The organism is Mesorhizobium sp. P2_C5_2 (genome assembly GCF_056404535.1).
This window is the reverse complement of record NZ_JBFUDV010000009.1, coordinates 135,134-154,170: the sequence shown is the minus strand read 5'-3', so window position 1 is coordinate 154,170 and position 19,037 is coordinate 135,134. Positions and strand designations below refer to the sequence as shown.

Sequence of the window (19,037 nt, the reverse complement as noted above, 5' to 3'; positions counted from 1 at the left end):
GATGGCCGCCGTCCGCACTTCTTCCGAAATAGGCTTCAACCGCGTCGCCATCGTCGCCGTCCTTTTGGTGACGATCATCTTCCTGGCGCCAATCTACTGGATCGCCTCGACGGCGTTCAAGCCGCGCAATCTTGCCACGACGATCCCGCCGACGGTGGTGTTCCAGCCGGAGATTTCGCCCTTCGTCAAGCTGTTCACCAAGCGCTCGCAAATGCGCAACCCGCCGTCGCCTGAAGAGTATGCAGCAGCGCCGTGGTGGGAACGTGTCGTCTTCGACGGCGGTGAAAAAATCGTGCGCGACGGTAAGGGCCAGGTGCAATGGTCGGGTTATCCGAGCCGCTTCATGAACTCGCTGATCATTGCCATCACCTCCACCGTGCTGGCTGTCGGCATGGGCACCTTCACCGCCTACGGCTTCTCGCGCTTCAAGGTGAAGGGAGAGGCGGACCTGCTCTTCTTCATCCTGTCGACGCGCATGCTGCCGCCGGTGGTCGTCGCCATCCCGATGTTCCTGATGTACCGGGCGGTAGGGCTCAACGATTCCCATGTCGGGCTGATCATCCTCTATACCGCCTTCAACCTGTCCTTCTCGGTCTGGCTGATGAAAGGCTTCATGGACGAAATTCCGAAGGAGTATGAGGAAGCAGCCCTCGTCGACGGCTATACGCGCATGGAAGCCTTCTTCAAGATCGTGCTGCCGGAGGCCGCCACCGGCATCGCCGCCACTGCGGTTTTCTGCTTCATCACGGCGTGGAACGAATATGCCTTCGCGCTGATCATGACCAACCGCCGCGCCCAGACGGCACCGCCCTTCATTCCCAGCCAGGTTGGCGCCGGCTTGCCGGACTGGACGGTGATCGCTGCCGGAACCTTCCTGTTCCTGCTGCCGGTCGCAATCTTCACCTTCCTGCTCCGCAACCATTTGCTGCGCGGCATGTCCTTCGGAGCGATCCGCAAATGAGCTTTCGTGACATCAACCAGAAATATCTCGAACCCGGCTCGCAGATCCTGATGGTGCTCGGCATCATCGCGCTTTGCCAGCCCTGGAACCTCCTGCTGCACAGCTATGGCGTGACCATCATCCTGATCGGCCTGATCGGCTTCAACATCACCTCGAAGATTGCGCCGGAGGAGAAGGCCGGTACCGGCCAGGTGCGCAATCCGGGAGCAGAGCATTGACCCAGATCGAGCTTCGCGGCGTGCAAAAATATTTCGGCGCCGTCCAGGTCATCAAGGACCTCAACCTCAAGATCGACGACAACGAGTTCATCGTGCTGCTCGGTCAGTCGGGTTGCGGCAAGACGACGACGCTGCGCGCCATTGCGGGGCTGGAGACGATCGACGGCGGTGACATCCTCATTGACGGCAAGCCGGTGCAACACCTCAAGGCCGCCGACCGCGACATCGCCATGGTGTTCCAGTCGTTCTCGCTCTATCCGCATATGAGCGTCTACGAGAACATTGCCTTTCCCTTGCGTGCCACACGCAAGAGCAAGGCCGAGATAGACCAGGAAGTACGCTCGGTCGCCAAGACGCTTCAGATCACCGACCTGCTGGGCAAGAAGCCGTCGGCGCTGTCGGGTGGCGACATGCAGCGCGTCGCCATCGGCAGGGCGCTGGTGCGGCGTCCGAAGGCAATGCTGATGGACGAGCCGATCGGCGCGCTCGACGCCAAATTGCGCGAGGAAATGCGGGCCGAGATCAAGCGGCTGCACATCAAGCAGGGCTCGACCACCATCTATGTCACCCACGACCAGATCGAGGCGATGAGCCTCGCGGACCGCATCGTCATCATGCATGAAGGCGTGCTGCAGCAGGTCGGCTCACCGGACGAGGTTTATTCGCGGCCGGCCAATCTGTTCGTGGCGCAATTCGTCGGCAGCCCGGTGATGAATGTCGCCGATGCGTCGGTCGCCGAAACGGCGTCGTCGGCCTCGGTCACGGTTGGCGGTGCTGCCACAGGTTTCGAATTTCCGCGCGCGCTTTTGTCCAAGCTCAACGGCCATGCCGGCGGCCAGCTTGCGCTCGGCATCCGGCCGGAAGGTGTGCTGGTTCGCCACGAGGCGGCGGAAGGGTTTTTGCCGGTCGAGACGCAGATCGTCGAGCCGCTCGGCTCCTTCGACATTGTCGACCTCAAGGTCGGCACCGAGATGCTGCGCGCACGCACCAAGAGCGGTTTTGTCGGCGGTCCGGGTGAAAAAGTCTTCGCCAGGATCGATCCGACGCAGGCGCATTTCTTCGATACGGCAAGCGGCAAGTCGCTCGAGGTGAGGCTCTGATGGCTCATATCCAGCTCAAGAATATTTCCAAGAGCTTCGGCAACCACACCGCGCTGACCGGGCTCAATCTCGAGATCGGCGATGGCGAGTTCTTCGTGCTGCTCGGCGAGACCGGCGCGGGCAAGACGACGACGCTGCGCATGATCGCCGGTCTGGAGAAGCCGACCGAGGGCCAGGTCTTCATCGACGGCGTCGACGTCGCCGACTGGGGCGCTGCCGAGCGCGACGTGGCGCTGGTGCTGCAGCAATATTCGCTCTACCCGCGCTATACGGTGCGCGAGAATCTCGAATTCCCGCTGAAGCCGAAGATCCGCCGGCTGCCCGACGCCGAGATCAAGGACCGGGTTGCGCGCGCCGCCAAGACACTGCGGATCGAGCATCTGCTCGACCGCAAGACCGATCGCCTCTCGGGCGGCGAGATGCAGCGCGTCTCCATCGGCCGCGCCATCGTGCGCAAGCCGCGCGTGTTCCTGATGGATGAGCCGCTGTCGGCGCTCGACGCCAAGCTGCGCGAAGCGCTGCGCACGGAACTGAAGAACCTGCAGATACAGCTTGGCGCCACCTTCCTGTTCGTCACCCACGACCAGATCGAGGCGATGTCGATGGGCGACAAGGTCGGTGTGTTGAACCATGGCCGCATCGTCCAGACCGGCACGCCGCACGAGATCTACAACAATCCGCGCGACACCTATGTGGCGAGCTTCGTCGGCTCGCCGCCGATGAACCTCATCGACGGTCGGCTGGTCAACAACCGTGCGGTGATGGCGCCGATGAATTTCGAGCTGCCACTTACAATCGGGGCCAAGACTTTTGGGGGAGCCAAGACGGGCGCGGCGACGGAGGGGCGCCCGCTCGTCTTCGGTATCCGTCCCGAGGACGTCTATCTCGAGAGCGGCGCGCCGGTCGAGGCGCGCGTCCATGACGTCGAGAACCATGGCGTCGAAAAAATCCTGACTCTGCGGGTCGGCGACACCACGCTGCGCGCTACCGTGCCGGCAAGGACCGATGTGGCGATCGAGCAATCGGTGCGCTTCGCCTGGAATGCGGACAAGGTCGTGCTGTTCGACAAGGGCAGCGGCGTGAGCTTGCGGCACGCCAGCTAGTTGCGGTCGAACGACGGTACCGCCTGACTATTTCTGGAAATAGGTCTCGTAGGGCGTGTCGTTGATCAGCAGGATCACGCACTCTGTCTCCGACAGGCAGGCGTCGTCGTGCATCTCATTGGCCTTCTGGGTCCAGTAAGACCCCGGCGGCAGTTCGACCTTGGTCGCTTCGCCACCCTCCATCTGCCAATGCGCCCACAGCCCTTTTATGACCACCGCGCGGTAGTCGGCGGTGTGCGCATGGACCGGCGCTCGCCAGTTGCCCGGAACTTTCAGCAAGGTGCCGGCCGGGCCCTTGGGGCGCTCACCCCATAGTGGGCCAAGGCGATGCGGCTGGTCGGGCACTTCGGCGACATAGGGGATCTTGCCGGCCGGGAGGTAGCTGTCCTCGAGGGCAAAGGCGCGAGCGGGAAAGACGCATAGAATGGCGAGCGCCAGAAACGCAGAACGATTGGTCATGGCGGGTTTCCTCCACCTCCCAGACTATGGACGTTCGGGCGGCTTGCAATGACATGCCGTCCAAAAGATTTGGCAATTTCTCCAGCCCGCAGGGGACTGACGGGACGTCCGAATCGCAGGAGTGCCTGAATCTCAGGGGTGTCTGAAGCTCAGGGGTGAATGTTGCCGTCGCCGGTGTTGCGCAGGTGGCTCGGCGCCACGCCCATCACCCGTTTAAAGGCGCGGCTGAAGGAAGCTTCCGAATCGTACCCGAGTTTTGCCGCCGCCACCGACACTCTCAAACCGTCGCGGGTAAGCCATTGCCGGGCCTGATGCATGCGCACGCGCAGCACGTATTTGGCCGGCGTCTCGCCGACGACGGTGGCGAAGCGCTGGGCGAAGGCGGAGCGCGAAGCTCCCATCATCCTGGCCAGCGCCTCGACCGTCCAGTCACGGTCGGGCTGCAGGTGAATGGCGGCGAGCACCTTGCCGACATCGGGATTGCGGACGGCGGCAATCCAGCCGGAGGCATCGCCGCAGCCATTCTCCACCCAGGAGCGGATGATGGTGGCGGCGAGGACGTCGGCAAGACGCGCCAGAATGCCGCCGGAGCCGACCCGGTCCATCGTCACTTCGCCTGCCATGGCATCGAGCAAATGCTGGATGCCCGGCGCGTTGGTCATCAGTTTATGCGCCTGCATCAGATTGGGCATCATGTCGAGCAGCGGGTGCGAACCGTCGAGGTTGAAATGCATGCTGCCGCAGAACAACAACGTCTTGCAGCCATCGCAGCCGTTGGAGACGTCGTAGATGTTCTCGCATACCGGTTCGATTGAGTAGCGGCCGATCGGGACGGGCGGCACGCCTGGCGCGCTGGCCAGAATATGCTCGTCGCCGCGCGGGATCAGCAGCGCGTCGCCGACCGACAGTTCGATCCACTCCTTCGACGGCGAGAACAGCCAGCAGCGTTGCTGTCCAATGAAATGGAACCGCGCCGCTTTCTGCGCGGGAAAGGAAACGGCCCAAGGCTCGCCAAGCACGCAGCGGCCATAGTCGACACCATCGAGGCGCAAGCCGCGCAGCATGTCGGTCAGCGGGTCGCCGGACGCGGGTAAAGCGGCTTTGGACGAATTGTAGTTCATTTCGGTGTTTTTAATATGGAAACTCCAGGCCGTCACTCCCTATGTTGCAGTGCAGCGCCGCAGACAGATCAGGGAACGGCCTCATAGCCAAGCCGCGACGGCAAGGCATGTAACGGGTGGAGCCTCCATCCGGTCGTTCCCTATGTGGCGCTGCAAACAGATCGGAGACTGACCATGGCCGAATCCTCGACGGGCGTCATCGACGCCACAGTTCTAAACCCTGCCGAATCCGATGAGCGAACCGAGCCTGCCTGGGGCGCCGTGGTCTCGCTGGCGCTTGGTGTGTTCGGTTTGGTGACGGCGGAATTCCTGCCAGCCAGCCTGCTGACGCCGATGGCGCGCGATCTCGGCGTCAGCGAAGGCATTGCCGGACAGGCGGTGACGGCAACGGCAATCGTCGGCGCCATCGCCGCCCCCACAATGGCCATCATCACTAGGCGGATGGACCGCCGGCTGGTGATGTGGATGCTGTCGAGCTTCCTGATCGTCTCCAATCTTCTTGCCGCCTTTGCCTCGTCGCTGCCGATGCTGCTGCTCGCCCGCGTCATACTCGGTGTGGCGCTTGGCGGCTTCTGGGCGATGTCGGCAGCCATGGCGCTGCGGCTGGTGCCGATGCGGTTGATGCCGCGCGCCATGTCGATCATCCTGACCGGCGTTTCGCTGGCCACCGTCACCGCTGCGCCGGTCGGCGCCTATGTCGGCGACATCTGGGGTTGGCGCACGGCGTTCATGATCGCGACCATCGTCGGCGGCCTGGCCTTGCTGGTGCAACTGGCGACCATTCCGAGGCTTCCGCCGGTCGGCGTCGCAAGCTTCCGCACCTTGCTCGAAGTGCTGGAGCGGCCGTCGATCCGCGTGGCGCTGCTGGTCGTGCTGCTGGTCGCATCCGGCCACTTCGCCGGCTTCACCTATGTCCGCCCCTTCCTTGAGAAAGTGCCTCTCTTGCACATCGAGACGATCTCGCTGGTGCTGCTCGCCTATGGCATTGGCGGCTTCTTCGGCAACATCGTCGGCGGCATCGTGGCCGAACGCAGCCTCAAGGCGGCCGTGGCGCTGGCGCCGTTGCTGATTGCGGTCGCCGCCGCCTCGATGCTGTTCCTCGGCGCCTCGCCGACGATCGCAGCGGCTTCGGTTGCCATTTGGGGCTTTGCCTTCGGCGCGGTTCCGGTCGGGCTGCAGAGCTGGCTGGTGCGGGCCGCACCCGACCAGGCTGAAAGCGCCGGCGGACTGATGGTCGCGACGTTCCAGATCGCGATTGCGCTCGGCGCAGTCTTCGGCGGCCTGCTGGTCGACAATGCAGGTGTAGCCAGCGCCTTCGCCTATTGCGGTGCGGCAACCTTGCTGGCGGCGATCGTGGTGTTCGCGCGCGGCCCGAATAGCGTTGAGTAGCCAATACCCGTCCGCGGCTTTCGAAGCGGCTCGAGAACCATCAAGGTTTTCGGGCCGTTGTTTTTATGGTGAGCGGCTACCGGTAAGGTCAGACCGCGCGGCCGTCGAAGTCGAAGACCGTCAGGCTGGTCGGATCGATATCTGCAACGCAGTTGAGGTTGATGTAGGCGCTGCGTTCACCGCCTTGGCGAACATCCTCGGCAAAGGGATGGATGCCGCAGGTGCGGCAGAAGCGATGCGCCATTGCGTGATTGCCGAATGTATAGGTGCCGAGATCGTCGCCCCAGGCGAGCAGCCTCAGGCTGTCATGCGGGATGGCGCATAGAAGCGCGCCCTTGCGCGAGCAGATCGAACAATTGCACCGCACGGCGCCGGTCAGCTCCGCCTTGAATTCGAACGCGACCTTGCCGCAATGACAGCTGCCTTTATGGAGCATTGGTTTTCTTCCTTCCGTCCGGCAGGATATGAAACGACCTGCGCAAGTTTCAAGTTTCGGCAAGCCATGCGCTGGCCTCTACCCCTTAAGACGTTGCAGCCATCCGGAGTCCGACATCCAAAATGCAATCCGTGCGCGATCATCTGGAAACCTTGCTTGCGCGCCTTGCCGCCCGTGCCGGTGACGAACGCGTGTTCACCAGGCTCTATGCCGAAGCCGCGCGGGCCGCGGCCGATGCCAGCGATGCCCGCAAACGGGTCGGTGTGAGCCTCGGGCCGCTCGACGGCACAATTGTCTCGATCAAGGATCTATTCGACGTCGCCGGCGAGCCGACCACGGCTGGTTCGCTGATGCTAAGGGACACCGCACCCCGTCGGCACGACGCGGCAATCGTCAATCGGCTGCGGCAGGCCGGCGCTGTCATCATAGGCAAGACCAACATGACCGAATTCGCCTTCACCGCGATCGGTGACAACATGCACTACGGCACACCGGGTAATGCCGCCGATGCCAGCTTGATACCTGGCGGTTCGTCGTCCGGCGCCGGCGTTTCCGTGGCCGAGGGCACTTGCGACATCGCCATCGGCTCCGACACCGGCGGCTCGGTGCGCATCCCGGCATCGCTGAACGGTGTCGTCGGTTTCAAGCCGACGGCGCGGCGCGTGCCGCTAACCGGCGCCTATCCCCTGTCCGGGACGCTGGATTCGATCGGGCCGCTTGCGCTGAGCGTTGCCGCCTGTGCGCTTGCCGACGCGGCGATGTCGGGCGACGATCTGCCACCATTGCACCTGACGCTGCCGCTTGCCGGGCTTCGTGTCGGCATCCCGCGCGGCCTGCTTTTCGAAGACACCGAAAGCGGGATCGGCACGGCGTTCGATCGCAGCCTTGTCAAAATCGAGCAGGCAGGCGCGCGGCTGACGGATGTTTCGATCGACGATCTCGTTGCCGACCTGCGCGCGGCCACCAAACGCGCTTCGATCGCGGCCATGGAAGGCGCGGAAATCCACGCCGACTGGCTGGCGACAGGCGCATCGGTGCCGGTCGATCCCTATGTCAGCGGACCGCTGTCGCGGGCGGCGGCAATACCGACGCCGGTCTATATCAGGGCGATGCGCCGCCGTGCGGCACTGTGCATTGCCATGGACGAGCGATTGGTCTCGGTCGATGTGCTGGCGCTGCCGACCACACCGGTAACGGCGCCGACCATCATCTCGATGGCCGGGGATTCCGCCCTGCATGAACGCACAGAAGGCCTGCTTCTGCGCAACACCCAGGTCGCCAACCAGTTCGATCTCTGCGCCATCTCTCTGCCGATGCCCGGCATGACGCTGCCGGCCGGGCTGATGCTGGTGGCGCGCAACGGTCATGACCATCATTTGCTGCGCATCGCGGCTGAAGTCGAGCGCTTGCTTGGCCGCTGATCGGCGTGCTCGTCAGGGCGACGAGCAGCGCTTGCGTTCGCTGTCCTTGGCTGTGCGTAGGATACCGGTCGCGACCAATGTCGGCAGGCTGTACCGCTTGCCGTTGAAGCTGTGCGGCCGGTTCTCGATCGTACCCGTGACAACAAGCTTGCCGGCATAGAGCTTGTCGGACAGGTCGAGCGCCTTGTCCTGCTGCGGCAGGCCGTCAGTATCGACCCACACCCCTTTGACGATCTTGCCGGTGGTGAGGTCGAGCGCGCTGGTGGAAGGGCAGGGCGCCATCACGCAACGCAAGCCATTGTCGCAGGGCACGTAGCTGCCTTGCCCATCGGCGTGAGCCTCAGCCACCACGCAGGTGCCGGCAATCAGAACAAGAATTCTGGCGACGCTCTTGAGCATGGCGGCGAAGGTCGTCGTCAAATCCGCGAAAATTGAGGCGGCTCGCAGAACGTCAGTCTGCCGGAAACCGCCTGCGGTAGTGCTCGACCACGTCGGGGTTGCGCAGATTGACCGGCAGCCGGTTCGCCAGCACCAGCAGCGTTTCGCCGGCCGCGCCGACGCCCATGCGCATCATCGACTGCTCCGTAATCCCGGCCATGTGCGGGGTGACAATGACATTGTCGAAACTGAAATAGGGATGATTTGCCGGCAGCGGCTGCGTCGCAAAGACATCGAGCGCGGCGCCGCCAATGCGGTCTTTGCGCAAGGCATCGATGAGCGCCTCATCATCGATCACCGGCCCGCGCGAAATGTTGATCAGCAGCGCATCGGGCTTCATGCGCGCGATGCGTTCGCGGTTGATCAGGCCGCGCGTCTCCTCGGTCAGTGGGCAGCAGAGCACGATGATATCGCTCTGTTCGACCAGCGCGTCGATCGACAGGAAGCCGATCCTGTCGGGTGCCGGCTGCATGCTGCGCGTCGTCGCCACGACGTTGAGGCCGAAGCCATGCGCGGCGATGTGGGCAACCGCCTGGCCGATGGCACCGAAGCCGATGATGCCGATGGTCTTGCCGGCAAGCTCGTTGGCATGGCTGGCGTGGTCGCGGCCGGCATTCCAGCCCCTGGCGCGCAGATCGCGGTCGACCGAGCGGAAGCGGCGAAGCAAAGCGAGCGCTGCGAACATCACATATTCGGCGACCGAGCGCGCATTGACCGCCGGCACGTTGGCGACCAGCACGCCGGCGGCTGCCGCGGCCTCCATCGGCACCATATCGAGCCCGGCGCCGTGGCGGACCGCTGCCCGAAGCTTCGTTGCGTTTTCGAACAGCGCCGGAGGCAGCGGCGCGCGAACGATGATGACGTCGGCGTTCTTCGCCTCGTTGGTCAGCGTTGCGGCATCGAGGGCCGAGGCGACGACGAGTTCGCCGGCGCCCGCCAGCATGGCGGAGGCACGCGGATGCAGCGTGTGCGTCGACAGGATTCTGGGCATGGGGCTCCCGTTTTTTTGTCGCAATTCCCTAGGGAAAACGCCACGCGCTTTTCCCGGGAAAGCGTTTTCACACTTTTCCCGGAATTGCTCTAGACCTTTTCGAGCGCGGCGGTTTTCTGCTCCATGCCGCGGCCCTCGATGATGCCCTTCCAGTAGCTTTCCGCGCCTTGCAGATGGGCGCTCATCAGCGCCTGGGCGAGGTTGCCGTCGCGACGCAGCAGCGCCTCGTAGATCTGGATGTGCTCGGCATGCGAGCGCACTGAGCGCTCGGGATCGTTGAAGTAGATCGGCAGCCGCTGTTCGCCCATCAGATAGTAGACACTGCAGATGTTATGGAAGACGCCGTTCTTGGTCGCCCGGACGATCTCGAGGTGGAATTCGCGGTCCTCCTTAGCGAGGCCTTCGCCGGCGGCGATGCGCTCCTCCGAGGCTTTCAGGATTTCGCGCAGGCGCTCGAAATTCTCCTCGGTGGCGCGCGAACAGGCAAGTTCGGCGGCCTTGATCTCATGGATCTTGCGCAGTTCGACGGTCTCGTAGATCTGCACCGGATCGAGCGGCAGGCCGGCGCGGGCAAAAAGGGCCAAGGCTTCCACACTGGCCTGCCTGGTGTCGACATAGATGCCGGATTTGGCGCGGCGTTCGACGATGCGCATGGCTTCGAGAATGGCCAGCGCCTCGCGGATCTGGCCGCGGCTGACGCTGAAATGCTCGGCCAGTTCGCGCTCCGAGGGCGTGCGGCCGGTCTCCTTGTCCGAATGGGAGAACAGATAGGCTGCGAGTTCGGCGAGAAGGTTCTTTTCTTTCATCGTCAACCGCGTTGCGCGTGCGCCTCCAGGAACCGCTCCGAAATGGTGAATCCCAGACCCGGCTTTTCAGGGATCGCTATCATACCGTCCTTTGCTTCGACAGTCTCTTCGATAAGATCGTGGATCATCGGGTTGGCGCCGAGCGAATATTCGACCGTGAAGCTAGCCGGCGAAGCAGCGCAGACATGCAGCCCGGCAAAGAAGCATGGCGCGCCGGCCCACAGATGCGGCGCGAAGCGCAGGTTGAAGGCGCTAGCGATGGTGCCGATCTTCATAGCTTCGCTGATGCCGCCGCAAAAGGCCGGATCGGGCTGGAATATGTCGGCCGATTTCAGCACGGCGAGATCGCGGAAGGCATAGCGCGTCGCTTCGCTCTCGCCGGTGGCGATCGGGATCGAGCCGGAGGCGCGCACCTCTGCCATACCAGCCTTGTCGTCGGCGATGACCGGCTCCTCGAACCAGGCGAGGTCGAGATCGGCGGCGAGGTGGATGAAGCGCTTGGCTTCGGCCACCGTATAGGTGCCATGCGCGTCGACCATGAGCTCGACATCGGGGCCGAGCGCCTGCCGTGCGGCGCGGGCGCGGGCGGCGGAAATATGCGGGGCGCCGTCCATGGCGCCGACGCGCATCTTCAGCGCCTTGAAGCCGCCCTTGGCGATGTAGGATTTCAACTGCTCGCCGATGGCGTCGGCGGCAGCCCAGCCGCCCGAGGCATAGGCCTGCATGCGGTCGACCTTGCGGCCGCCGAGAAGCCGCCACACCGGCTGTCCCAGCGATTTGCCCAAGATGTCCCACAACGCGATGTCGACGGCGCTGATGGCCGCAACGCTCATGCCGCGCCGCGCCAGTTGCGGCATGGCGTGGCCGGCATGCGCAGCTGTCTCGTGGCGGACGCCATTGTAGAGCATCTCCCAGATGATGCCGATATCGGCGGGATCTCGGCCGATCAATTGCGGGCCGACCTCGTGGTTCAGCATGTGGACCAGCGCGCCGTAGCTGCCGGCACTGCCGGCGGCGTTCTTGCCTTCGCCCCAGCCGACCAGCCCGTCATCGGTCTCGATGCGCAAAATGGCGGCGTCGAACGTCGTCACCTGGCCGAAGTCGCTGCGATGCTGCTTCGCGGCTTCGATCGGTATGCGGACCCACCAGGCCTGGACGTTTCTGATGCGCATGGTCATCCCCGGCCCCACCGCCGGCAGGCGGAAGGGCGCATTCCAAATCGGATCGGCTACTTGATCAGCGGCAATATTGTTTCGGCGGTAATGCGCATCTGGTCGGTGTAGAATTTCTCCGTCAGCACGCTGGAGCCGTGATCCTGGATGAACTTCAGCTGTTCGGGCGAGATGTCGACCGGATGGCGCTCGACCATGTCGGGATAGGGCGCGGCCGGTGTGCGGTCGACGGGTGCGACGAACTCGTTGGTCAGCGCGCCGTCATAGCCGACTTCCCTCAGCGTCTGCACGATCCGTGGCCAGTCGATCTGGCCGAGGCCGGCGGCAAAGCGGTTGTTGTCGGCGACGTGGAAATCGAACAGGCGTTTGCCGACCTGACGGATGGCGTCATGGACGTTAAATTCTTCCATGTGGATGTGGTAGGCGTCGAGGCAGACGCCGCATTCGGGGCTGACCGCGTCGGCCAGCGCCAGCGCCTGGGCGCCGCGGTTGAACAGATAGGTCTCGAACCGGTTGAGCGGCTCGACCGCAATCTTGACGCCGACCTTCTTGGCATGGGTGAAGCATTCGCGGGTGGCGTCGACCACCCACTTCCACTCCTCTTCTTCGGTGCCGTCAGGCACCACCTTGCCGACGGTCGCAGGCACCAGCGTGATGATCTCGCCGTCGAGTTCGCTGATCATGGTCAGCACGTCCTTGACGTACTGCACCGAGCGCTCGCGCTGGCCTTGATCCCTGGCGGCCAGGTTGCGTTCGCCAAGCATCAGCGTCACCGCGCCCCAGCAGCGTATGCCGTGTTCTTTCAGCAGCGCGCGGGTCTCCTTGGTCTTGTATTGCTCGGGCTCACCGGAAATCTCGATCGACTCGTAGCCGAATTTCTTGATGCGCTTCAGCGTCACCTCCAACGGCTCCGCGCGCATCCAGTTGTGCGTTGAAAGATGCATGGTCTATCCTTCCCAGAATTCGTCTGTGCCAGTTCGCCTGCGATGCGCCTCAGCGAAGCGCGTCTCATGATTCCTCCCCAAGGCGCTCCAGCATTTTTAAGCAAACTGGTTCGACCAATTGGGCCTGAATGGAGGTCTACAGCAATTTTCTTCGCGCGGCAAGAACTGCCGCTGCGCGATCGCGGCATCCATGTACTGTGTTGATTATGCTTGCATATGTTCCGCGTTTTAGGGTGCGCGGTCTGCTGCGCTCGGGAGTCAAATGGCTTGACCCATTTTCGGTATTTGGTAATACCAGAATGGCAATACGAGAATGGACATCACAAAAGACCAAAGAGGCTGGCCCTGCTTTCATCAGGCGCTATGCTTGGTCCTTGGAAAAATGAATTGGGAGGATGCCGATGCCGTCGACAATGAAAGGTCCGGGGCTGTTTCTGGCGCAGTTCGCGGGCGATGCCGCGCCGTTCAATTCGCTGGCCTCGATCACCAAATGGGCGGCCGGTCTCGGCTACAAGGGAGTACAGATCCCGACTTGGGACGCACGCCTGTTCGATCTCAAGAAAGCGGCGTCTTCCAAGACCTATTGCGACGAGGTGAAAGGCATCTGCGCTGACGCCGGCGTCGAGATCACCGAGTTGTCGACGCATCTTCAGGGGCAGCTGGTGGCGGTGCATCCGGCCTATGACGGGCAGTTCGACGGTTTTGCGCCGGCGTCGGTGCACAACAACCCGAAGGCGCGGCAGAAATGGGCGGTCGAACAGATGAAGTTCGGCGCCAAGGCTTCGAAGAATCTCGGCCTCAAGGCGTCGGTGACGTTTTCCGGAGCGCTGGCCTTCCCTTACCTCTATCCCTGGCCGCAGCGGCCGGCCGGCTTGATCGAAGAGGCCTTTGCCGAACTCGGCAAACGCTGGAAGCCGATCCTCGACGTCTATGACGAGAACGGCGTCGATGTCGGCTATGAGATCCATCCGGGCGAAGACATCTTCGATGGCGCCACCTTCGAGATGTTCCTCGACGCGGTCGGTGGCCACAAGCGCTGCAACATCAACTACGACCCGTCTCATTTCCTGCTGCAGCAGCTCGACTATCTCGAATTCATCGACATTTATCACGAGCGCATCAAGGCCTTCCACGCCAAGGACGCCGAGTTCAATCCGACCGGGCGGCAGGGCGTCTATTCCGGCTACCAGAGCTGGACCAACCGCGCCGGCCGCTTCCGCTCGCTGGGCGACGGGCAGGTCGATTTCGGCGGCATCTTCTCCAAGCTCACCCAGTATGGTTACGATTCCTGGGCGGTGCTGGAATGGGAATGCTGCCTGAAGCATCCGGAGGACGGTGCGGCCGAAGGCGCGCCCTTCATCCAGCACCACATCATAAGGGTGACGGAGAAGGCATTCGACGATTTCGCCGGCGGCACGACTGACAAGAAGATGCTGCGCGCGATGATGGGAATTTAGCGTTATTTCCCCTCCCCCTCGAGGGGAGGGTGGCCCGAAGGGCCGGGTGGGGTCGGTTCGTACTGGGCTCTACTTTTCAACGACCCCACCCGATCCGCTGTGCGGATCGACCTCCCTAAAGGGGGAGGTGAACAACGAGGAGAGAAAAATGGTCGGCGCATCGAAGTCGGAAGCGGGAGGCGGTCCGATCCGCTATGGCATGGTCGGTGGCGGCCAGGGCGCCTTCATCGGCGCCGTGCACCGGATCGCGGCGCGCATGGACAATGACTTCGTGCTGGTGGCCGGCGCGCTGTCGGCCAATCCCGAGCGCGCCAAGGCTTCCGCCGCCGAACTCGGGCTCGATCCGGCGCGCAGCTATGCTTCCTATGCCGAGATGGCCAAGGCCGAGGCCAAGCGTCCGGACGGCATCGAGGCGGTGGCGATCGTCACGCCCAACAATGTGCATGTGCCGGCGGCCAAGGCGTTTCTCGAGGCCGGCATCCACGTCATCTGCGACAAGCCTCTGGCCACGACACTGGCCGAGGCCAAGAAGCTTGCGGCCGTGGTCGAGAAGACCGGCAAGGTGTTCGTGCTGACACACAACTACACCGCCTATCCGATGATCCGGCAGGCACGCGAGATGGTGGCCAAGGGCCAGCTTGGCGATATCCGCATCGTGCAATCCGAGTACCCGCAGGACTGGCTGACCGAAGATCTTGCCGCCACCGGCCAGAAGCAGGCGGCATGGCGCTCCGATCCCAAGCAGGCAGGGGCGGGCGGCGCGCTCGGCGACATCGGCACGCATGCCTACAATCTCGCCCGCTTCGTCTCCGGGCTGGAACTCGATTCGCTCTCGGCCGATCTCGACGCCTTCGTGCCGGGGCGGCAGCTCGACGACAATGTCAACGTCATGCTGCGCTTCAAAGCGGTCGGCAAGACGCACCCGGCCAAGGGCATGATCTGGGCGAGCCAGGTGGCGCCCGGCCACGAGAACGGTCTGAAGCTGCGCATCTATGGCTCGAAGGGCGGGCTGGAATGGGTGCAGGCCGATCCGAACTATCTCTGGTACACGCCGTTCGGCCAGCCCAAGCAGCTGCTCACCCGCAACGGCGCCGGCGCGCTGCCGGTCGCCGGCCGCGTCAGCCGCGTGCCGTCGGGCCATCCGGAGGGCTATCTCGAAGGCTTCGCCAACATTTATCAGGAGGCCGCGCGGGCGATCCGGGCTGCACGCAAGAAGGGCGGCAAGCCGGGCAAGGAGGTTGTGTTCCCGACCATCGAAGACGGCGTCGAAGGCATGGCCTTTATCGAGGCCTGCGTGAAGTCTTCGAAGAAGAATGGGGCGTGGACGAAGCTTTAAGCGGCGCCTTCCCCTCACCCGGATTACCAGCCGAATTGCGAAGCGCAATTCGGGGCAATCCGACCTCTCCCCGGGAGGAGAGGAGGTGCTGGCGCCGACGCTAAGTCTCTTCTTCCCTCGGGGAGAAGGTGGCCGCGAAGCGGCCGGATGAGGGGGCATGGCGCGAAGCTGGCGAAAGAGACCAGCGCGCCGTCACATGGGGAGGAATTGTCGATGAAAATCGGCATGTGCATGTTCTTGTGGACCACCAGCGTCTCGAAGAAGCACGAGGCGCTGCTTCGGGACATCAAGGCGACAGGTTTCGACGGCGTCGAGATCCCGGTCTTTGCCGGCGCGCCTGACGACTATAGAAAGCTCAGCGATCTGCTCGATCGCATCGGACTGGAGCGCACCGCTGTTACGGCGATGGGCGATCCGGCGATGAATCTGATCTCGCCGGATGCGGCGACCCGCAAGGCCGGCATCGACTACATGAAATGGGCGATCGACTGCAGCGTGGCATTGGGCGCGGATAGGCTGAGCGGTCCGTTGCATTCCACGCTCGGCGCCTTTTCCGGCAGCGGTCCGACTGCGGCGGAAAAGAAGCGCTCAATCGCCTCGCAGCGCGCCATCGGCGATCATGCCGGCAAGCGGGGGGTCACGATCGGGTTGGAAGCGCTCAACCGCTTCGAATGCTATCTGCTCAACACGATGGCGGATCTGTCAGAGCATATCGACGCCATCGACCGGCCGCACATCAAGGCGATGTACGATACGTTCCACGCCAATATCGAGGAGGCCGATCCGATCGGCGCCTATACGAAGCATCGCAGGAATATCGTGCACATCCACATTTCCGAGAACGATCGCGGCGTGCCGGGGCGCGGCAACATTCCGTGGAAGGAAACGTTCTCGGCTATCCGCAAGAGCGGCTATGACGACTGGCTGACCATCGAGGCGTTCGGGCGTTCGCTGAAGGATTTGGCCGCGGCGACGAAGGTGTGGCGCGATTTTTCGGAGAGCCCGGAAGCGGTTTATCGCGAGGGGTACAGGCATATCAGGGATGGGTGGAAGAAGGCGGCTTAGGGTAACGATGCGCCGTCTGACGAGCGCCGCGTTCCCTCACACCCCCCTCTGTCCTGCCGGACATCTCCCCCGCTAGGGGGGAGATTGGCGGTTCCGCTGGCGGCGCCGTTCTTCCAACGCTGAAGATTAGCGAAGGCCGATGGACATCCGATCTCCCCCCTTGCGGGGGAGATGCCCGGCAGGGCAGAGGGGGGTGTTGTCCCGCCGACCTCTCCCTCGATCACTCCACCGCAGCGATCACCCCTGCTCGGCCTGGATCCTGTTGTAATCATGGATCGTGCGGCTCAGCCTGCGGCGCAGGAAATTCGAGATGTTGTCGAAGATGAAGACGACAAGCAGCGTCAGCAGCACCATGTAGAAGACGTTGGCCCAGTTGGAATTGGTGCGCATCGCTTCCCAGAGTTTCAGGCCGATGCCGCCGGCGCCGACGGCGCCGATGATCGTGGCGCCTCTTGTGTTGGATTCCCACTGGTAGAGCGTCTGGCTGATGAAGACCGGGATGACTTCCGGCATCACGCCGTAGCGCTGCACCAGCAGGCCGTTGGCGCCCGTCGACTTGATGCCTTCGCGCGGTTTGTCGTCGATGTTTTCCAGGCTTTCCGAATAGGTTTTGCCGAGCGTGCCGATCTCGGTAAAGAAGATCGCCGCGCTGCCGGCGAGCGGGCCGGGGCCGAATGCGCGGGTGAAGAACAGTGCCCAGATCAGCATGTCGACCGAGCGCATGAAATCGAAGAAGCGCTTGAGCACCTGGCTGAGCAATCCGCTCGGCGTGATGTTGCGGGCGGCGAAGAAGGCCAGCGGGAAGGCGACGAAAGCGCCGAGCAAGGTGCCGAGAAACGCCATGACGATGGTCTGCAGCAGCTTCGTCCAGACGTCGCCATGCTGCCACTGCGCATTGTTCCAGATGTTGTCGCCGGCCAGTGCGAGGTTCGAGGTGCCCGCTTTCAGTTCCGGTCCGGACCAGATCAGCGAGATCACTTCACCGGCCGATTTGCCGAAGAAGGGCGAACGGGTGTCGAAGACGAAATTCGCCCAGCCGAGGAAGCGCTTGCGAACTTTCACGCGGTCGACGGTGACGCGCACTTCGCCGACAAAGCCCATCTTGGCGACGACCTCGTCGTCATGCGCGGTGATCCAGTCGGGCACCGGACCTGATATCACCGGCTTGCCGCTGGTCAGGGCGACAGGCACCGTTTCGCCATTGGCGACAATCGTCGCCTTGGTCTTGTCGAAGGTGACGGACTTGGCCTGGCCGTCGATCAACACGGTGAAAGTGCCGTCGGCGTTCCTGATGACCCAGTCAGGATTGGGGTTGTCGCCAAGGGCGGAGAAGCGCGGGTATTTCGGCGTGATCTCGGGCTGGTCGAGGCGGAATTCCGGCTGCAGGTCGTAGCTGATCCATTGCGACAGGAAGAGCGGCAGGCGCTCCCAATGCGATTCCCTCAGCACCTGCGGCAGGCTGAAGAACCACAAGGCATAGATAAGGTAAAGCACGGTGCCGGCAACCAGGAACAGCGGCCAGAAGCGCTGGAGGAACGGGCGATGGAACACGTGCGGAAAGCGTTCTTCGATCGCTTTGATTTCGTCGACAGTCATGGCCATGGTCACGCGCCTCCCATCAGGAAGGCCTGCTCACCCACCAGCTTGCGGCGCAGCCAGGCGGAGAACTGGTCGATGATGAAGATGGTCGTGAACAAGAGCAGCACCAGCGCCAGCGTCTTGGCGCCGAAGCCGCGCGAGATGGAGAGCTTCAGTTCCTCGCCGATGCCGCCGCCGCCGACGGCGCCGATGATGGTCGATGCCCGTACGTTGATCTCGACGCGCAGCAGCGTGTAGGACATGAAATTAGGCAGCACCTGCGGCAGGTCGGCGAAGCGCACCCGCTCGAACCAGTTGGCGCCGACCGCTTTCAGGCCTTCCTCGGCGCGCATGTCGATGTTCTCGTTGATCTCGTAGAACAGTTTGCCCAGCGCGCCGATCGAATGCAGGCCGATGGCGATGATGGCGGCGATCGGCCCGGTTGACACGATGGCCGCGAACAGGCCGGCAATGACGATCTCCGGAAAGGCGCGCAGCAGCTCCATGAAGCGCTTGACGACGAGCCGCAGCGCCGGATGCGGCGTCAAATTGCGCGCGGCGATGAAGGAAAACGGCACGGCGAAGATGAAGCCGATGAAGGTCGAGACCAGCGCCACGTTCACCGTGGTCAGCATCAGCTCGAAATATTCGGGGATGTAGAAGCCGCCCCAGATATAGACGCGGCCAAGCGGAAAGTTGAATTCCTGGGTGCCGGTATCATGCGGCGAGGCGATGTCGAACAGCGCCCGCCAGACATCGTTCCAGTCCTTGGGGACCAGCCAGCTAAGAAAGTCGAGGAGATGCGGCAGCCGGTCGAAGAAGTGTCCGGCATTGGCCTCGTCGGCGAACCACATGCTGGAAAACATGGCGGCAAGCAGCAGGCCGATGCCGAGCACTGTATAGAGCCGACGCAACGATGTCTGGCGTCGCCAGGCATCGGCCATCTGGTGGGTGACGCCGGAGGGCGCTGTCACGGAAAGGGTCATGATCGGAGATGCAAAAAGGGCGGTGTTTTAGAACACCGCCCTTTCCGATTTCGCCG

At 63.2% G+C, this 19,037-nt stretch carries 19 protein-coding genes; 9 read left to right on the top strand and 10 right to left on the bottom strand.

All coding sequences use genetic code 11. The features are described 5' to 3' along the window. Position 1 precedes the first annotated feature (1 nt). From AC1D1B_RS28285 to AC1D1B_RS28270, 4 genes are read left to right on the top strand one after another with little or no spacing between them, the layout of a single operon-like run. Positions 2-961: a carbohydrate ABC transporter permease gene (locus AC1D1B_RS28285; RefSeq protein WP_477336400.1), complete on the top strand. Its 960-nt coding sequence runs from the start codon at positions 2-4 to the stop codon at positions 959-961. Continuing rightward, the gene (locus tag AC1D1B_RS28280) at positions 958-1,179 is read left to right on the top strand and encodes a hypothetical protein (RefSeq protein WP_477336398.1); all 222 of its coding nucleotides are present in this window, start codon (positions 958-960) and stop codon (positions 1,177-1,179) included. The genes AC1D1B_RS28285 and AC1D1B_RS28280 overlap by 4 nt, the downstream gene beginning before the upstream one ends. After that, the gene (locus tag AC1D1B_RS28275) at positions 1,176-2,279 is read left to right on the top strand and encodes an ABC transporter ATP-binding protein (RefSeq protein WP_477336396.1); all 1,104 of its coding nucleotides are present in this window, start codon (positions 1,176-1,178) and stop codon (positions 2,277-2,279) included. The genes AC1D1B_RS28280 and AC1D1B_RS28275 overlap by 4 nt, the downstream gene beginning before the upstream one ends. Then, on the top strand, positions 2,279-3,382 hold the full coding sequence (locus AC1D1B_RS28270) for an ABC transporter ATP-binding protein (RefSeq protein ID WP_181059676.1): 1,104 nt from the start codon (positions 2,279-2,281) through the stop codon (positions 3,380-3,382). The genes AC1D1B_RS28275 and AC1D1B_RS28270 overlap by 1 nt, the downstream gene beginning before the upstream one ends. A gap of 27 nt (positions 3,383-3,409) precedes the next feature. Here the strand turns inward: AC1D1B_RS28270 and AC1D1B_RS28265 are convergent, their stop codons facing one another. Both AC1D1B_RS28265 and AC1D1B_RS28260 read right to left on the bottom strand, forming a co-directional pair. Continuing rightward, positions 3,410-3,841, bottom strand: a complete 432-nt coding sequence (locus AC1D1B_RS28265; RefSeq protein ID WP_477336394.1) for a DUF4437 domain-containing protein — start codon at positions 3,839-3,841, stop codon at positions 3,410-3,412. A 149-nt stretch (positions 3,842-3,990) separates the two neighbouring features. Continuing rightward, a complete protein-coding gene (locus AC1D1B_RS28260; protein ID WP_477336392.1) occupies positions 3,991-4,962 on the bottom strand; it encodes an AraC family transcriptional regulator in 972 nt (323 codons plus the stop codon). A gap of 174 nt (positions 4,963-5,136) precedes the next feature. Between AC1D1B_RS28260 and AC1D1B_RS28255 the strand changes: the two genes are divergently transcribed. Next, positions 5,137-6,351 (top strand): MFS transporter, encoded by a 1,215-nt coding sequence (locus AC1D1B_RS28255; protein ID WP_477336390.1) that lies wholly within the window; start codon positions 5,137-5,139, stop codon positions 6,349-6,351. Between the two features lie 88 nt (positions 6,352-6,439). On the opposite strand, the gene AC1D1B_RS28250 is transcribed toward AC1D1B_RS28255, so the two are convergent. Continuing rightward, positions 6,440-6,787, bottom strand: a complete 348-nt coding sequence (locus tag AC1D1B_RS28250; protein ID WP_477336388.1) for a GFA family protein — start codon at positions 6,785-6,787, stop codon at positions 6,440-6,442. A 122-nt stretch (positions 6,788-6,909) separates the two neighbouring features. On the opposite strand from AC1D1B_RS28250, the gene AC1D1B_RS28245 reads away from it, so the two are divergent. Further along, positions 6,910-8,208 carry an amidase gene (locus AC1D1B_RS28245; RefSeq protein ID WP_477336386.1) on the top strand — a complete coding sequence of 433 codons (1,299 nt, stop codon included), beginning with the start codon at positions 6,910-6,912 and terminating at the stop codon, positions 8,206-8,208. A 12-nt stretch (positions 8,209-8,220) separates the two neighbouring features. Here the strand turns inward: AC1D1B_RS28245 and AC1D1B_RS28240 are convergent, their stop codons facing one another. The 5 genes from AC1D1B_RS28240 to AC1D1B_RS28220 form a co-directional block, all read right to left on the bottom strand. Continuing rightward, complete coding sequence (locus AC1D1B_RS28240) at positions 8,221-8,607, bottom strand: hypothetical protein (protein ID WP_477336384.1); 387 nt, start codon at positions 8,605-8,607, stop codon at positions 8,221-8,223. 52 nt (positions 8,608-8,659) lie between these two features. Further along, positions 8,660-9,637: an NAD(P)-dependent oxidoreductase gene (locus tag AC1D1B_RS28235; RefSeq protein ID WP_477336382.1), complete on the bottom strand. Its 978-nt coding sequence runs from the start codon at positions 9,635-9,637 to the stop codon at positions 8,660-8,662. A gap of 89 nt (positions 9,638-9,726) precedes the next feature. Beyond that, positions 9,727-10,443, bottom strand: coding sequence for a FadR/GntR family transcriptional regulator (locus AC1D1B_RS28230; protein WP_477336380.1), 717 nt, complete (start codon positions 10,441-10,443; stop codon positions 9,727-9,729). A 2-nt stretch (positions 10,444-10,445) separates the two neighbouring features. Then, positions 10,446-11,615 carry a mandelate racemase/muconate lactonizing enzyme family protein gene (locus tag AC1D1B_RS28225; RefSeq protein ID WP_477336378.1) on the bottom strand — a complete coding sequence of 390 codons (1,170 nt, stop codon included), beginning with the start codon at positions 11,613-11,615 and terminating at the stop codon, positions 10,446-10,448. A 56-nt stretch (positions 11,616-11,671) separates the two neighbouring features. Further along, entirely contained in the window at positions 11,672-12,559 is an 888-nt protein-coding gene (locus AC1D1B_RS28220; protein WP_477266792.1) for a sugar phosphate isomerase/epimerase family protein, read from the bottom strand. A gap of 401 nt (positions 12,560-12,960) precedes the next feature. On the opposite strand from AC1D1B_RS28220, the gene AC1D1B_RS28215 reads away from it, so the two are divergent. From AC1D1B_RS28215 to AC1D1B_RS28205, 3 genes are all read left to right on the top strand, one after another. Beyond that, positions 12,961-14,016: a sugar phosphate isomerase/epimerase family protein gene (locus AC1D1B_RS28215; protein ID WP_477336376.1), complete on the top strand. Its 1,056-nt coding sequence runs from the start codon at positions 12,961-12,963 to the stop codon at positions 14,014-14,016. Between the two features lie 148 nt (positions 14,017-14,164). Then, positions 14,165-15,352, top strand: a complete 1,188-nt coding sequence (locus AC1D1B_RS28210; protein WP_477336374.1) for a Gfo/Idh/MocA family protein — start codon at positions 14,165-14,167, stop codon at positions 15,350-15,352. 213 nt (positions 15,353-15,565) lie between these two features. Then, entirely contained in the window at positions 15,566-16,417 is an 852-nt protein-coding gene (locus tag AC1D1B_RS28205; RefSeq protein ID WP_477336372.1) for a sugar phosphate isomerase/epimerase family protein, read from the top strand. A 237-nt stretch (positions 16,418-16,654) separates the two neighbouring features. On the opposite strand, the gene phnE (AC1D1B_RS28200) is transcribed toward AC1D1B_RS28205, so the two are convergent. Further along, positions 16,655-18,013 (bottom strand): phosphonate ABC transporter, permease protein PhnE, encoded by a 1,359-nt coding sequence (phnE, locus tag AC1D1B_RS28200; protein ID WP_477336472.1) that lies wholly within the window; start codon positions 18,011-18,013, stop codon positions 16,655-16,657. Between the two features lie 8 nt (positions 18,014-18,021). Next, positions 18,022-18,981, bottom strand: coding sequence for a phosphonate ABC transporter, permease protein PhnE (phnE, locus tag AC1D1B_RS28195; RefSeq protein ID WP_477336370.1), 960 nt, complete (start codon positions 18,979-18,981; stop codon positions 18,022-18,024). Positions 18,982-19,037: the final 56 nt, after the last annotated feature.

Excerpts from the sequence above, each read along its gene's own strand:
- AC1D1B_RS28285 (WP_477336400.1), top strand. The coding sequence starts at position 2 with ATGGCCGCCGTCCGCACTTCTTCCGAAATAGGCTTCAACCGCGTCGCC.
- AC1D1B_RS28280 (WP_477336398.1), top strand. The coding sequence starts at position 958 with ATGAGCTTTCGTGACATCAACCAGAAATATCTCGAACCCGGCTCGCAG.
- AC1D1B_RS28270 (WP_181059676.1), top strand. The coding sequence starts at position 2,279 with ATGGCTCATATCCAGCTCAAGAATATTTCCAAGAGCTTCGGCAACCAC.
- AC1D1B_RS28265 (WP_477336394.1), bottom strand. The coding sequence starts at position 3,841 with ATGACCAATCGTTCTGCGTTTCTGGCGCTCGCCATTCTATGCGTCTTT.
- AC1D1B_RS28260 (WP_477336392.1), bottom strand. The coding sequence starts at position 4,962 with ATGAACTACAATTCGTCCAAAGCCGCTTTACCCGCGTCCGGCGACCCG.
- AC1D1B_RS28255 (WP_477336390.1), top strand. The coding sequence starts at position 5,137 with ATGGCCGAATCCTCGACGGGCGTCATCGACGCCACAGTTCTAAACCCT.
- AC1D1B_RS28250 (WP_477336388.1), bottom strand. The coding sequence starts at position 6,787 with ATGCTCCATAAAGGCAGCTGTCATTGCGGCAAGGTCGCGTTCGAATTC.
- AC1D1B_RS28245 (WP_477336386.1), top strand. The coding sequence starts at position 6,910 with ATGCAATCCGTGCGCGATCATCTGGAAACCTTGCTTGCGCGCCTTGCC.
- AC1D1B_RS28240 (WP_477336384.1), bottom strand. The coding sequence starts at position 8,607 with ATGCTCAAGAGCGTCGCCAGAATTCTTGTTCTGATTGCCGGCACCTGC.
- AC1D1B_RS28235 (WP_477336382.1), bottom strand. The coding sequence starts at position 9,637 with ATGCCCAGAATCCTGTCGACGCACACGCTGCATCCGCGTGCCTCCGCC.
- AC1D1B_RS28230 (WP_477336380.1), bottom strand. The coding sequence starts at position 10,443 with ATGAAAGAAAAGAACCTTCTCGCCGAACTCGCAGCCTATCTGTTCTCC.
- AC1D1B_RS28225 (WP_477336378.1), bottom strand. The coding sequence starts at position 11,615 with ATGCGCATCAGAAACGTCCAGGCCTGGTGGGTCCGCATACCGATCGAA.
- AC1D1B_RS28220 (WP_477266792.1), bottom strand. The coding sequence starts at position 12,559 with ATGCATCTTTCAACGCACAACTGGATGCGCGCGGAGCCGTTGGAGGTG.
- AC1D1B_RS28215 (WP_477336376.1), top strand. The coding sequence starts at position 12,961 with ATGCCGTCGACAATGAAAGGTCCGGGGCTGTTTCTGGCGCAGTTCGCG.
- AC1D1B_RS28210 (WP_477336374.1), top strand. The coding sequence starts at position 14,165 with ATGGTCGGCGCATCGAAGTCGGAAGCGGGAGGCGGTCCGATCCGCTAT.
- AC1D1B_RS28205 (WP_477336372.1), top strand. The coding sequence starts at position 15,566 with ATGAAAATCGGCATGTGCATGTTCTTGTGGACCACCAGCGTCTCGAAG.
- phnE (WP_477336472.1), bottom strand. The coding sequence starts at position 18,013 with ATGACTGTCGACGAAATCAAAGCGATCGAAGAACGCTTTCCGCACGTG.
- phnE (WP_477336370.1), bottom strand. The coding sequence starts at position 18,981 with ATGACCCTTTCCGTGACAGCGCCCTCCGGCGTCACCCACCAGATGGCC.